Raw genomic sequence first — 13,096 nt, forward strand, 5'->3', positions numbered from 1 at the left:
ATCTGGATAAAATTCGTTGAGGTTCAATCGGTTAGCGCTTTTATTGAACGCTTGAACAGGCCGCAGGGCAGGTGGAGCAAGGCTTTCAGCTCTATTGGCGGTCGTTCTTTGATTGAGAAAATAAATTCACTGGAGCTTTCCTACAGAAGGAAAAGAACATTCTGACCACTGGTGCTATATACAGTTGTGAGTGAGATACTGCCGATCCGGTTCGCCACGTTTCCTTTTCTGACATGACTCAGCGAAAAATCATCCACGTCGACTGTGACTGTTTCTACGCCGCCATCGAGATGCGCGATGACCCGCGTCTGGCCGGCAAGCCGTTGGCGGTGGGCGGGTCGGCGGATCGGCGTGGGGTGATTGCCACCTGTAATTACGAGGCGCGGGCGTATGGCGTGCGCTCGGCCATGTCCTCCGGCCACGCTCTAAAGCTGTGCCCCGACCTGACCATCGTCAAGCCGCGCATGGATGCTTACCGTGAAGCGTCAAAGGAAATTCACACGATCTTTGCCGATTACACTGACTTGATCGAGCCTTTATCGCTGGATGAAGCCTACCTCGACGTGTCGGACAGCGCGCATTTCGGCGGCAGTGCCACGCGCATTGCCCAGGACATCCGCCGCCGCGTTTCCAATCAGTTGCATATCACTGTCTCCGCAGGCGTGGCGCCGAACAAGTTTCTGGCGAAGATTGCCAGCGACTGGAAGAAGCCCAACGGTTTGTTCGTGATAACCCCGGATCAGGTCGAAGACTTTGTCAGCGGCCTGCCCGTCAGCAAGCTGCACGGTGTGGGCAAAGTCACCGCTGACAAACTGGGCCGACTCGGCATCGTCGACTGTCAACACCTGCGCGAATGGGACAAGCTGGCGCTGGTGCGCGAATTCGGCAGTTTCGGTGAACGAATGTGGAGTCTGGCCCGTGGGATCGATGACAGGCTGGTGCACAACGACAGTCGTCGTCAGTCGATCAGCGTGGAAAATACCTACGACACGGATCTGCCGGATCTGCGCAGTTGCCTGGACAAGTTGCCCGAGCTGCTCGAAACCCTGAAAACCCGCATGGCCCGTATCGATAGCAGTTATCGACCCGGCAAGCCGTTCGTCAAAGTAAAGTTTCACGACTTCACCCAAACGACACTGGAGCAGGCCGGGGCAGGGCGGGATCTGGGCAGTTATCAGTTAATGCTGACGCAGGCGTTCAATCGCGGAGGCAAACCGGTGCGGTTGCTTGGGGTCGGGGTGAGGCTGGAGGACTTGCGGGGCGGGTTTGAGCAGATGGAATTGTTTGAGCGTTGACCTGTAAAAGCAAAAGATCGCAGCCTTCGGCAGCTCCTACGTTGGAATGCATTTTCCTGTAGGAGCTGCCGAAGGCTGCGATCTTTTAATAACGCTTAATTCGGTCCCGGATCCGCGACCAGTCGCCCGGCATCCTTGGTCAGCGACTTGAGAAACTCAGCCTGCAACTCAGGATCGTTACGCGTCAACTCGATCAGGCTCTGTTCCAGTTCGCTGGCTTCTTCTTCCAGCCCCAGTTCCGAGAGACGTTTGACCCGATGGACCCACTCGCTGACCTCGTCATCTTCCAGATCGTCGTAGATCAGCCCGTGCGCCTCCAGCAATTTTCCGCGCAGGTGGCTGCTGATCATCAGGGATGAGTCAGAGTGCACGTCATCCTTGGCATCCTCGACGCTGATCTGCAATTTGCCGACATGATTGAGATCATTCTCGGCAAACGGACTGTCGAGCAGGTTCAGACGCAACACGCCGTTACGGTCGGTGGTCATCTCGAAGGTCTGCTTGCCAGCCTTGACCTGCACGGGACGCTCGCTCCACGGCAGGCTCGAATACTCCGTGCGCTTGTCACGCTGGATTTCATCGATGCCGGCCAGGTTCTGTTGCGCACGACCGTTGGATTGCACGTTCATGAACGGGTTGAGCCCGGCAAAACCGTAGCTGAGCCAGTCCCGGGTCACGCTGTCCGGCAGGTTGCCGAGCGCGAAGACGTTGACCACGTTCGCGCCGACGCCACCGACCACCGCTACCGCACCCAGCGGAATCTCGTAGACCTCGCGCCAGGGTTGGTAAGGCGTGTAACGATCGTAACGGCGGGTGACTTCGAACTCGGTGACTTCGAAAGTCTTCTGCTCGTTGATCTTCACGCGTCGCTGCGGCAGCTCAAGCACCTTGGGCTCACCGACATCAATCTGCAGGCGGTGATCGAGCAGTTTTCGCTCGACCCGCTCTTCGTGCTCACTGCGTTGTGACATGTGATTGGCACAGCCGCTGACCAGCAGGGCACCGCACAAGGCGGTGCCTCCGAGGCCCAAGGTGTTTCGCTTGAACATGACGTCTCTATCTGGTTTCAGCGGCGGATACGGGCCTGAAGGAAGGACAATACGTCAGCCACCGGCAGCGCTTGCGCCTCGCCCTCGGTACGGCTCTTGTATTCCAGGTTACCTTCGGCGAGGCCGCGGTCACTGACCACGATCCGGTGTGGAATGCCGATCAGTTCCATGTCTGCGAACTTGATGCCCGGGCTGGTTTTCTTGTCGCGATCATCCAGCAGCACTTCGAAACCGGCCGCAGTCAGTTCTGCGTACAGCTTGTCGGTGGCTTCGCGCACCTGCTCGGTTTCATAGCGCAGCGGTACCAGAGCGATCTGGAACGGTGCCAGTGTGTCGCTCCAGATGATGCCGTTGGCGTCGTTGTTCTGCTCGATGGCCGCAGCCACCACGCGGGACACGCCAATACCGTAGCAACCCATTTCCAGGGTGACAGGCTTGCCGTTCTCGCCCAGCACTTCGCACTTCATCGCTTTGCTGTACTTGTTGCCCAGCTGGAAGATGTGCCCGACTTCGATGCCGCGCGCGATTGCCAGGGTGCCTTTGCCGTCCGGGCTTGGGTCGCCTGCAACCACGTTGCGCAGGTCGGCAACGGTTGGAACCGGCAGATCGCGCTCCCAGTTCACGCCGAAGTAGTGCTTGTCGTCGATATTGGCACCGATACCGAAGTCGCTCATCAGTTCGACCGAGCGGTCGATGATGATCGGCAGTGGCAGGTTCAGCGGGCCGAGCGAACCGGCGCCGGCGCCAATCGCGTCACGCAGTTCGGCGTCGGTGGCCATGACCAGCGGGCTGGCAACGCCAGGTTGCTGGGCAGCCTTGATCTCGTTGAGTTCGTGGTCGCCACGAATCACCAGAGCGATCAGCTTGCCTTCTTCTTCGGCGCGCACGATCAGCGTCTTGATGGTCTTCTCAATCGGCAGATTGAATTTTTCCACCAGCGCGGCAATGGTCTTGGTGTCTGGCGTATCGACCAGGCGCAGCTCTTCGCTCGCAGCCGGGCGCGAAGTTTCGCGTGGCACTGCCTCGGCCTTCTCGATGTTCGCCGCGTAGTCGGAACCGTTACTGAAAGCGATATCGTCTTCGCCAGACTCGGCCAGTACGTGGAACTCGTGGGAACCGGCGCCACCGATCGAGCCGTTGTCGGCCTCAACCGGGCGGAATTTCAGGCCCAGGCGAGTGAAGATGTTGCAATACGCCTGGTGCATGCGGTCATAAGTGACCTGCAGCGACGGCTGATCGGCGTGGAAGGAATACGCGTCCTTCATGATGAATTCACGGCCGCGCATCAAACCGAAGCGTGGGCGGATTTCGTCACGGAATTTGGTCTGGATCTGGTACAGGTTGATTGGCAGCTGCTTATAGCTGCTCAACTCGTTGCGCATCAGATCGGTGATCACTTCTTCGTGGGTCGGGCCCGCGCAGAAGTCACGACCGTGGCGGTCTTTGAAGCGCAGCAACTCAGGGCCGTATTCTTCCCAGCGCCCCGATTCCTGCCACAGCTCGGCCGGTTGGGTGCTCGGCATCAACACTTCCAGAGAGCCGGCGGCGTTCATTTCTTCGCGAACGATGGCTTCAACCTTGCGCATTACCCGCAAGCCCATGGGCAGCCAGGTGTACAGGCCCGAGGCGAGTTTGCGGATCATGCCGGCACGCAGCATCAGCTGGTGGCTGATGACGACCGCATCGGAAGGCGTTTCTTTCTGTGTGGCGAGCAAAAATTGACTGGTGCGCATGGTTGGCCGTTGTCGGTTGCTATGACTGGAAATGACGGAGCAGTGTACCGGCGAGTTTTGCTGACGTACAGAAGTGCGGCCGGCAGTGAGGTTCAACGGCGGGATTCCTCCCGCCGTTGGCGAAACGTCTTACGATTCTTCCGCAAGCGGCGTCGGCGCAGGCTCGGGCGTTGGCGTCGGGCCTTCGCGGCGGCTTTCCTGGAACCAGTGCACCGCGATCAGCACCAGGGTCGGCACGCCGAGCAGTGCAGTGATCAGGAAGAAGTTGTGGTAACCGAATTTCTCGACCATTACCCCGGAATAGCCGCCGATCAGGCGCGGCAGCAGGAGCATGATCGAACTGAGCAGCGCGTATTGCGTCGCGGAGAACTTCAGGTTGGTCAGGCTCGACAGATAAGCGACAAATGCAGACGTCGCCAAGCCGGAGCTGAAGTTGTCCAGGGAAATGGTCACCATCAGCATCTGCAGGTTCGGGCCCATGTCGGCGAGCATCAGGAACAGCAGGTTGGTGCCCGCCGACGCTGCGCCGCCGATGAGCAGGATCGGCAGAATGCCGAAACGCACAATCAGCAATCCGCCCATGCCGGCGCCGACGAGGGTCATGATCAAGCCGAATATCTTGCTGACACTGGCAATCTGATCCTTGGTGAACCCCTGGTCGATATAGAACACGTTGGCCATCACGCCCATCACCGTGTCTGACATTCGATAGGTGGCAATCAGCCCGAGCAGCAGCAGCGCTTGCCAGCGGTAGCGCAGGATGAAGTCGTTGACCGGCGTCAGCACCGGTGCCAGCCCGCGACGCCCCATGGCCGACAGGCACAATGCGGTGAGCAGCGTATAGAGGATGGCGCGCAGGAAGGCACGGTCTTCCAGCAGCAGGTCAAGCAGGCTGGCGCCTTCGAACAGCACGCTGGCGAAATCGGTGTTGTAGAGCTGGGTGAACATCGCTGGCACGGACACCAGCAAGACGATCAACACGAACACGGACATCAGCTGATGCATAAAGGTGTAGCGCCCGGCCTGCAACTGCGTGCGCAACGGTACAGGCGGTTCGCGCATGAACAGCGTTGTCAGCAGGGCAGGGACCATTAGCGCGCCAAACAGCAAGTAGGTGCCGGCCCAGGCCGAGTGCTGATAGTTGAAACCGGTTGAGCCAAAACCTTCAGCGAAAAACAGTGCGCCGGCAGTCGCCAGCAGCGCTGCTATGCGATAGCCGGACATATAACTGGCAGCGAGTGCGGCTTGCCGGCTGTCATCGGCAATTTCCAGGCGATAGGCGTCGACCGCAATGTCTTGGGTAGCGGAAGCGAAGGCAACGATCACGGCAATGGCGATCAGCCAGGACAGGTGCTTCTGCGGATCGCAGAAACCCATGCCGATCAGGCCCAGGATCACCAGTGACTGCGAAAGCACCAGCCACGAACGTCGACGGCCAAGCTTGCCCAGCAACGGCAAACGCCATTGGTCGAGCAGCGGTGACCAGACCCATTTGAATGCGTAGGCCAGACCGATCAGGCTGGCATAGCCGATGGTTTCACGGGCCACGCCGGCTTCACGCAGCCAGACCGACAGCGTTGAGAACACCAGCATGTACGGCAGGCCGGCGGCGAAACCCAGCAACAACAGCACGAGCGTCGAAGGACTGGCATAGGCGGCGAGCGCGGCGCGCCAGGTTTTACGGGGCATGGGCTGAAGTCTGCCTCAAGATTGCGGGAACAAAGCGCGCACTCTAACCGCTGTGCTCTACCGGACGCCAGCCATGGCGTTGAATATCCACACGATTGTTCAGGACGGTGATGCCCTCCATGCGCAATCGCGCGCGTTGTTCATCGCCCGATGGACTGCCCACCGGCAGGCTGATCCGACCGCCGGCACCGAGAACGCGGTGCCAGGGCAGTTTGGTATCGCCGGGCAATTGGCTGAGCGTGCGGCCGACCCAGCGGGCGGCGCGCCCCAACCCGGCGAGGTCAGCCAATTGACCATAGCTGACGACTTTGCCGGCGGGCACTTGCGCAAGGGTCGAGTAGAGCGCCGTGCGTCGGATTTGCGCCTCGCTGTCGCCTTCGTGGATCGGGTCTGTCACGTACGCAGTTCCTGAACAGGATCGAATTAATGCATGAAGCGTAAACCCTGATCGGCCAGTTGAGAAATGAACTCAATGGAAATAGTCCGGTCAGTCCTTGTCAGGGTCTTATTCCTCCGGATAATGCCGATCCTTTTACGCAAACTTGAGCCCTCGATTCGCTTATGTTTTCCAGAACCTTGCTGTGCCTTGCTGTTTGTAGCGCATCCACGCCCTTGCTTGCCGACACCGTCTGGATGAAGAACGGTGACAAGCTGACCGGCACTATCACTGTGTTCGACGGCGGCAAGCTGTTGATCCAGACCAAATATGCCGGGGCGGTCACGATTGACTGGAAAGAGGTCAAGACCCTGGACAGTGATCAGCATCTGCTGGTCAAGCAGGACGCCTACACGGGTGAAGTCTCGAAGTCGCTGACCGCGGCTGAAGACGGCAAGGTCACCCTGGCCAATGGCGAAGCACCCAAAACCGTGGAACTGGCGAGCATTCAGCAGATTCTCAAGCCGAAGCCGGTGGTCGAGGATCTGGTGTGGAAGGGTAATGTTGATCTGGCGCTGGACTATCAGCGTGCGGAAAAGGACACCGACGATTACGACGTCGGCTTCAAGACCTCGGCGCGTCATGGTCGCTGGCGGCACATCGCCGAAGGCGAATACAACCGTGAAGTGCAGGATGACGTGACCACCACTGACAACTGGCGCGCCGAGTACTCCCTCGACCGCTTCCTGACCGATCAGTGGTTCTGGCAGGGACGTCTGAACTATAAGCGCGATCACATTGAAGAGCTGGCGCGCCAGCGTGTTGTCGGTACCGGTCCGGGCTACCAGTTCTGGGATGATGAATTGGGTGCGTTCTCGCTGGGCTCGCTGCTTAACCGCACTGATTACGAATACAAGGATGGCAGCAAGGACAACTTCTATTCCGTTGCCATGAAATGGGACTACAACCGCTACCTGATCGGCAAGAAGGTCGAGTTCTTCACCAACGGCGAAGTTGGCAAGCCGTTGTCCAACGTGGCCAATTATGCGCTGGATGCCGAGATGGGCTTGCGCTACAAGGTCACCGAGTGGGCCTCGCTGAACCTGAAGGCCGAGCGTGACATCATCAGCGGCACCAATGATGCAGATTTGAACAAGACCCGTTATACCGCTGGGTTTGGCGTGGCCTGGTAACGTAAAGCAAAAGATCGCAGTCTTCGGCAACTCCTGAAGCAGGAGGAGTTGCTGAAGGCTGCGATCTTTTTTTGCGCCTGCAAAACAGACGCCCACAAAAAAGCCCCGCTTTTAAGGGCGGGGCTCTTTTCTAAAAAAGCTACAAGTTAGATAACTTGTACTTCCTCAGCTTGCATGCCTTTCTGACCGCGGGTAGCGATGAAAGAAACCTGTTGGCCTTCTTTCAGGCTTTTGAAGCCGTCGGATTGGATAGCTTTGAAGTGAACGAACAGGTCGTCACCGGATTGTGGAGTGATGAAGCCGAAGCCTTTTTCATCGTTGAACCACTTAACGGTACCGGTTTGGCGATTAGACATGGTGTAACTCCTTGAACAAAGATAACTGCGACGCAGGAATTGCCCTGGCCGAGACTGAGTGCAAAGAGCAGGAAAAATTCTTGTAGATGGTTGGATCGAAATTCAACATATCGTGTAGAGATTCTCAGTGACACAAGCAACACAGTGACGCCACCTTAACCGGTTTTTCGGAACGTGCCAATGTTTCTTGCAAAGGTTTCTGTGATTTCAGGATCAGCGGTTCTGCGGATCGTCGCCACGCCCCGTATTTCCGGGGAGTTCGGCGAGAATTGCTCGACGGACTTTGAACGCGGCGGCGCGCCCGGTAAGATGCCGGACAGAATTTTTCCACCTCGCTATTCAGGACACCCGCCATGAGCATCAAATCGGACAAGTGGATTCGCCGCATGGCGCAGGAACACGGCATGATCGAACCGTTCGTCGAGCGCCAGGTGCGCGGCAACGATGACAACCGTGTGATTTCCTACGGTGTGTCGAGCTACGGTTACGACGTGCGTTGCACCAACCACTTCAAGGTGTTCACCAACATCAACTCGGCCATCGTCGATCCGAAAAACTTCGACGCCGGCAGCTTCGTCGACATCCACAGTGACGTTTGCATCATTCCGCCGAACTCCTTCGCCTTGGCCAGCACCGTCGAATACTTCCGTATTCCACGCAATGTACTGACCATCTGCCTGGGTAAAAGCACCTACGCGCGTTGCGGCATTATCGTCAACGTCACCCCGCTCGAGCCTGAGTGGGAAGGCCACGTGACTCTGGAATTCTCCAACACCACCAATCTGCCGGCAAAAATCTACGCCAACGAAGGCGTGGCGCAGATGCTCTTTCTTGAGTCTGACGAGGAATGTGAAGTTTCCTACAAGGATCGCGGCGGCAAGTATCAGGGCCAGCGTGGCGTGACTCTGCCGCGGACCTGATTCGTCCATCCGGCGGATGTCGGGAATTCTTTGGCGGGCAGACACTCTATGGGGTGTACTGCCCGTTTTTGTTTCTGGCAAAACGGGCCTTCGCCGAGGAGTGCCCCATGAAGATCGATCCGCATATCAGTGCCGAACTGGCAAGGCTTGAGCCCAATCAGATTGGCGTTTTGGCCTGGTCCTTGTTGGCACATCCGCCCATTAGCATGGCCGGCGGGATTCCTGGTCAGCCTGATCCTGATACCCCCAACGAACAACCGACCGAGCCGGGCGAACCGACCCTTCCGGATGAGCCGCCACCCGCACCTGTCGCCTGACTTGCATTAAAAAACGCGCTAAATGACGCGCTGAATGAATGGTCAGTCAGTAGGGGTCTATCAAGACTTCAACTGACTGGCCATATTTCGTTGTCACCAATGACAAAGATCCTGCAGCTCTCGTCGCGTTCGACCCGATAACCACCGGTAAACGCACCGAACGCTGGCATCAGGCTGATGCGTTCGCCCAGTTTGAAACAGGCCAGGCGCAAGCTCTGCCGGCCTTTGCCGTGTAGCCGATAGACCGGGTGCACGTGTCCGGCCAGCACATGTCTTTCGGCGTGGGGATCGGGTTCGTGTTGTAAGGCGAACGGGCCGAGCAACAGTGGCTCCGGCACGACGCGAATGTTCAACGATGCGGGCGGGTCACCTGCGCGTTTGTCGTGATTGCCACGAATCAGCGTCATCGGCAGATCAGCGTGGCGCGCCCGCCAATCGGCCAGCGCAGCTAAAGTGCCCACCGCGTGAGAGCCGGGCCCATGCAAAAAATCGCCAAGAAAGATCAGTTGTCGGCAGGGCAGTTTCGCCAACAGTCGATCAATCACGGCGATGTTGCTCGCCGTCGTGCCCTGCGGGACCGGCTGGCCAAGGCTGCGATAGGCGGCAGCCTTGCCGAAATGCACGTCGGCGATCAACAGCGCTTGTTGCTCCGGCCAATACAGAGCCTTTTCCGGTAACAACCAGAGTTCCTCACCAGCCAGACGAACCGGGTAGGGCGCATTCATTAGGCCTTGCCCTTGTCGGCTGATTGCTCCAGATCACCGACCATCCGTCTGATTCGGTCAGCGAGTTTTTCCGAACTCATGCTCTCGCGCATGCGCTCCACCAGCAGCGGAAACCCCAAGGGTGTAGGACGTTTGATCAGGTGTACGTCGAGTTTCATGCGATTGATGTGCTCCAGCGTCTGTTCAAGCCTGTGAATATCCAGTTCCTCTCGTAGGACTTCTTCCCCGGCCTGCGCCAGCAGCAGGTTGTCGGCGTCATATTGTTTGAAGACCTCGAAAAACAAACCGCTGGAGGCCTGCACCTGGCGAGTACTTTTTGGCGCGCCGGGGTAGCCGGCGAACACCAGCCCGGCAATTCGGGCGATTTCGCGAAAGCGCCGCAGAGCCAATTCGCCGGCGTTGAGGCTGGCCAGAACATCGCGCAGCAGATGTTCGGGGCTGAACAGTTCGGCATCGAGTTGCTGCGACCAATCAACCGGTGTGGCGCTGAGCAACTCCAGACCGTAATCGTTGACCGCAATCGAAAACGTCACCGGCTGGCGCTGACTGGCACGCCACGCGAGCAGGCTGGCAAGCCCCAAATGCACTTGGCGACCGGCAAACGGATAGAGGAAAAGGTGCCAGCCTTCGCGGGATTTCAGCACCTCGACCAGTAAGTTGTTCGTCGTGGGCAGGCCAGACCAGCGCGCCTGGGTTTCCAGCAAAGGGCGCAGGGCCTGCATTTCCGGCCCGACAAAATCACCCTGTGCAGCGGCGGTGAAGCGTGTCACTACTGCCTCGGCCAATTCATTGGAAAGCGGCATGCGCCCGCCATTCCAGCGTGGTACAGCGGCTTTTTTCGCGGTGCTGCGTTTGACGTAAGCGGTCATGTTCTCCACGCGTACCAGCTCCAGCAAACGTCCGGCAAACAGAAAGCCATCGCCTGGCTTGAGCCGCGCAATAAAACCTTCTTCGACGCTGCCCAACTGCTTGCCACCGCCACCCTTGCTCCAGAACTTCAGCTGAATGCTCGCGTCGCTGACGATGGTGCCAATGCTCATGCGGTGCCGCCGCGCCAGCCGCGCATCTGGCACGCGCCAGACGCCGTGCTCATCCGGTTCGACTCGTCGGTAATCCGGATACGCCGTCAGAGACATTCCGCCATGGCGTACGAAAGCCAGCGCCCACGCCCAATCCGCTAGTGTCAGGTCGCGATAAGCCCAGGCGCCGCGGACTTCTTCGTACAGCGCCTCGGGTATAAATCCGCCCCCCAGCGCCATGCTGACCAAATGTTGTACCAGCACATCCAGTGGTTTGTGCGGTGAGCGTCGCGGTTCGATACGCCGTTGCGCCACGGCATCGCGGGCAGCGACGGCTTCGATCAGCTCAAGGCTGTGGGTCGGCACCAGCGTCACCCGCGAGGTGCGTCCCGGTGCATGGCCGGAGCGCCCGGCGCGCTGCATCAGGCGGGCGACTCCCTTGGCCGAACCGATTTGCAGCACGCGCTCCACCGGCAAAAAATCCACGCCCAGGTCCAGACTGGACGTGCAGACCACTGCCTTCAAATGGCCGTCCTTCAACGCCTGTTCCACCCAGTCGCGGGTGTCGCGGGACAGCGAGCTGTGATGCAAGGCGATCAACCCGGCCCAGTCCGGCCGCGCTTCAAGCAGCGCCTGGTACCAGATTTCCGACTGCGCCCGGGTGTTGGTGAACACCAGGCTGCTGGCGCAGGCGTCGAGTTCGGCGACTACTTGCGGCAGCATCTTCAGACCGATGTGTCCGGCCCAGGGAAAACGCTCGATGGTCGGTGGGAGGAGGGTGTCGACCTTGAGGGATTTATCACTCTGGCCCTGAATGCTGACGCCACCGCCCTGTGGGATCAGCACCTGCTCGGCGTGGGATTGATTACCGAGCGTGGCGGAGACGCCCCAGACGATCAGGTCTGGCTGCCAGTAACGCAGGCGGGCGAGGGCCAGTTGCAGTTGCACGCCGCGTTTATTGCCGAGCAATTCGTGCCATTCGTCCACGACGATCATGCGCAGGGTCGACAGTGCGCTTTGTGCGTCGGCGCGGGCGAGCAGCAGCGTCAGGCTTTCCGGAGTGGTAATCAGCGCGGTCGGCAGACGTCGGCTCTGGCGCGCACGTTCGCTGCTGCTGGTATCGCCGGTGCGCAGGCCGATGCTCCACGGGATCTGCAGATCGGTCACCGGCGTTTGCAAAGCGCGGGCGGTGTCGGCAGCGAGGGCGCGCATCGGCGTAATCCACAGCACGGTCAGCGGTTCGGCAACGGGTTTGCGTTTGCGCACAATTTCAACAATAGGCGCGGATCGAGCAAAACGGTTGAGCGCGGCAAACCACACCGCATAGGTTTTACCGGCGCCGGTGCTGGCGTGGAGCAGTCCGGATTGGCCGTTTTTTACCGCGGCCCAGACCTGTTTCTGAAAGACGAAGGGCTTCCAGGCGCGGTTGCTGAACCAGATTTTTGCAAGGTCGGGGGATTTCGCCATGCCGGCTGCGCGCGCTCTGGAGGTGTTCTTCCAGTGACCGCGCGGAGATGGCAAAGGTTTAATAACAGCGCAAATCCCCTGTAGGAGCTGCCGAAGGCTGCGATCTTTTGATGTTGATATTTAAAAACAAGATCAAAAGATCGCAGCCTTCGGCAGCTCCTACGGGGGGGATACCGTAGGTACGGGGGTTATTTGAGGTTGCCGCTAAGAAATTGCTTCAGGCGTTCGCTTTTTGGATTGCCGAGTACGTCTTCCGGGGCGCCTTCCTCTTCCACCAATCCCTGATGCAGAAACAACACCTGGCTGGACACCTTGCGGGCAAAACTCATCTCGTGCGTCACCATGATCATCGTCCGGCCTTCTTCTGCCAGGCCCTGAATCACCTTGAGTACTTCACCCACCAACTCCGGATCGAGCGCCGAGGTCGGTTCGTCGAACAGCATGACTTCCGGCTCCATCGCCAACGCTCGGGCAATTGCCACGCGCTGTTGCTGGCCACCGGAAAGAAACGCCGGGTACTGATCCGCCACGCGCGCCGGCAAGCCGACCTTGTCCAGATAGCGCCGCGCGCGATCCTCGGCTTCCTGTTTGCTGCAACCCAGCACCCGGCGCGGGGCCATGGTGATGTTTTCCAGCACGGTCATGTGGCTCCACAGATTGAAGTGCTGAAACACCATCGCCAGTCGCGTGCGCAGGCGTTGCAGCTCATTTGCGTCAGCGACGTGCATGCCGTGATGGTCGGTGACCATGCGGATGGCCTGGTCATCAAGGCTCATGGCGCCGGCGTTGGGTTGTTCGAGAAAGTTGATGCAACGTAAAAACGTGCTTTTGCCCGAGCCGCTGGCGCCGATCAGGCTGATCACGTCGCCGGTCCTGGCCTTGAGCGAGACGCCTTTGAGCACCTGATGGTCGCCATAGCTTTTGTGCAGGCCTTCAACGGTCAGTTTGTACATGGGA

General features: G+C 59.0%; 12 protein-coding genes. 4 read left to right on the forward strand and 8 right to left on the reverse strand.

The window, feature by feature from the left end; translation table 11 throughout:
* Positions 1-233 precede the first annotated feature (233 nt).
* Positions 234-1,295: a DNA polymerase IV gene (dinB, locus tag ACA061_RS05825; RefSeq protein WP_150594478.1), complete on the forward strand. Its 1,062-nt coding sequence runs from the start codon at positions 234-236 to the stop codon at positions 1,293-1,295.
* Positions 1,296-1,390: 95 nt separating this feature from the next.
* On the opposite strand, the gene ACA061_RS05830 is transcribed toward dinB, so the two are convergent.
* The 4 genes from ACA061_RS05830 to ACA061_RS05845 all read right to left on the reverse strand — a co-directional run bounded on the left by ACA061_RS05830 (position 1,391) and on the right by ACA061_RS05845 (position 6,163).
* Positions 1,391-2,344, reverse strand: a complete 954-nt coding sequence (locus tag ACA061_RS05830; protein WP_042557944.1) for a hypothetical protein — start codon at positions 2,342-2,344, stop codon at positions 1,391-1,393.
* 17 nt (positions 2,345-2,361) lie between these two features.
* Entirely contained in the window at positions 2,362-4,077 is a 1,716-nt protein-coding gene (locus ACA061_RS05835) for a proline--tRNA ligase (protein WP_150618056.1), read from the reverse strand.
* Positions 4,078-4,206: 129 nt separating this feature from the next.
* Positions 4,207-5,766: an AmpG family muropeptide MFS transporter gene (locus ACA061_RS05840; protein WP_210553844.1), complete on the reverse strand. Its 1,560-nt coding sequence runs from the start codon at positions 5,764-5,766 to the stop codon at positions 4,207-4,209.
* A gap of 43 nt (positions 5,767-5,809) precedes the next feature.
* A complete protein-coding gene (locus ACA061_RS05845; RefSeq protein WP_210553843.1) occupies positions 5,810-6,163 on the reverse strand; it encodes an MGMT family protein in 354 nt (117 codons plus the stop codon).
* Between the two features lie 164 nt (positions 6,164-6,327).
* On the opposite strand from ACA061_RS05845, the gene ACA061_RS05850 reads away from it, so the two are divergent.
* The gene (locus ACA061_RS05850) at positions 6,328-7,335 is read left to right on the forward strand and encodes a DUF481 domain-containing protein (protein WP_150618053.1); all 1,008 of its coding nucleotides are present in this window, start codon (positions 6,328-6,330) and stop codon (positions 7,333-7,335) included.
* Between the two features lie 146 nt (positions 7,336-7,481).
* On the opposite strand, the gene ACA061_RS05855 is transcribed toward ACA061_RS05850, so the two are convergent.
* Entirely contained in the window at positions 7,482-7,691 is a 210-nt protein-coding gene (locus ACA061_RS05855) for a cold-shock protein (RefSeq protein WP_002554837.1), read from the reverse strand.
* A gap of 353 nt (positions 7,692-8,044) precedes the next feature.
* Between ACA061_RS05855 and dcd the strand changes: the two genes are divergently transcribed.
* Together dcd and ACA061_RS05865 are read left to right on the forward strand one after the other, a co-directional pair.
* Positions 8,045-8,611, forward strand: coding sequence for a dCTP deaminase (dcd, locus tag ACA061_RS05860; RefSeq protein ID WP_150604965.1), 567 nt, complete (start codon positions 8,045-8,047; stop codon positions 8,609-8,611).
* Positions 8,612-8,718: 107 nt separating this feature from the next.
* A complete protein-coding gene (locus ACA061_RS05865) occupies positions 8,719-8,928 on the forward strand; it encodes a hypothetical protein (RefSeq protein ID WP_042557949.1) in 210 nt (69 codons plus the stop codon).
* Positions 8,929-8,996: 68 nt separating this feature from the next.
* Here ACA061_RS05865 and pdeM read toward each other — a convergent pair whose 3' ends face one another.
* The 3 genes from pdeM to ACA061_RS05880 all read right to left on the reverse strand — a co-directional run bounded on the left by pdeM (position 8,997) and on the right by ACA061_RS05880 (position 13,092).
* Entirely contained in the window at positions 8,997-9,653 is a 657-nt protein-coding gene (gene pdeM, locus ACA061_RS05870) for a ligase-associated DNA damage response endonuclease PdeM (protein ID WP_150604964.1), read from the reverse strand.
* Positions 9,653-12,139 (reverse strand): ligase-associated DNA damage response DEXH box helicase, encoded by a 2,487-nt coding sequence (locus ACA061_RS05875; RefSeq protein WP_210700998.1) that lies wholly within the window; start codon positions 12,137-12,139, stop codon positions 9,653-9,655. The genes pdeM and ACA061_RS05875 overlap by 1 nt, the downstream gene beginning before the upstream one ends.
* Positions 12,140-12,327: 188 nt before the next feature.
* Positions 12,328-13,092 (reverse strand): ABC transporter ATP-binding protein, encoded by a 765-nt coding sequence (locus ACA061_RS05880; RefSeq protein ID WP_150604961.1) that lies wholly within the window; start codon positions 13,090-13,092, stop codon positions 12,328-12,330.
* Positions 13,093-13,096: the final 4 nt, after the last annotated feature.

The sequence above is a fragment of the Pseudomonas sp. LBUM1668 genome (genome assembly GCF_059695715.1).

Coding starts and splice junctions, on each gene's coding strand:
- dinB (WP_150594478.1), top strand. CDS start 234: ATGACTCAGCGAAAAATCATCCACGTCGACTGTGACTGTTTCTACGCC.
- ACA061_RS05830 (WP_042557944.1), bottom strand. CDS start 2,344: ATGTTCAAGCGAAACACCTTGGGCCTCGGAGGCACCGCCTTGTGCGGT.
- ACA061_RS05835 (WP_150618056.1), bottom strand. CDS start 4,077: ATGCGCACCAGTCAATTTTTGCTCGCCACACAGAAAGAAACGCCTTCC.
- ACA061_RS05840 (WP_210553844.1), bottom strand. CDS start 5,766: ATGCCCCGTAAAACCTGGCGCGCCGCGCTCGCCGCCTATGCCAGTCCT.
- ACA061_RS05850 (WP_150618053.1), top strand. CDS start 6,328: ATGTTTTCCAGAACCTTGCTGTGCCTTGCTGTTTGTAGCGCATCCACG.
- ACA061_RS05855 (WP_002554837.1), bottom strand. CDS start 7,691: ATGTCTAATCGCCAAACCGGTACCGTTAAGTGGTTCAACGATGAAAAA.
- dcd (WP_150604965.1), top strand. CDS start 8,045: ATGAGCATCAAATCGGACAAGTGGATTCGCCGCATGGCGCAGGAACAC.
- ACA061_RS05865 (WP_042557949.1), top strand. CDS start 8,719: ATGAAGATCGATCCGCATATCAGTGCCGAACTGGCAAGGCTTGAGCCC.
- pdeM (WP_150604964.1), bottom strand. CDS start 9,653: ATGAATGCGCCCTACCCGGTTCGTCTGGCTGGTGAGGAACTCTGGTTG.
- ACA061_RS05875 (WP_210700998.1), bottom strand. CDS start 12,139: ATGGCGAAATCCCCCGACCTTGCAAAAATCTGGTTCAGCAACCGCGCC.
- ACA061_RS05880 (WP_150604961.1), bottom strand. CDS start 13,092: ATGTACAAACTGACCGTTGAAGGCCTGCACAAAAGCTATGGCGACCAT.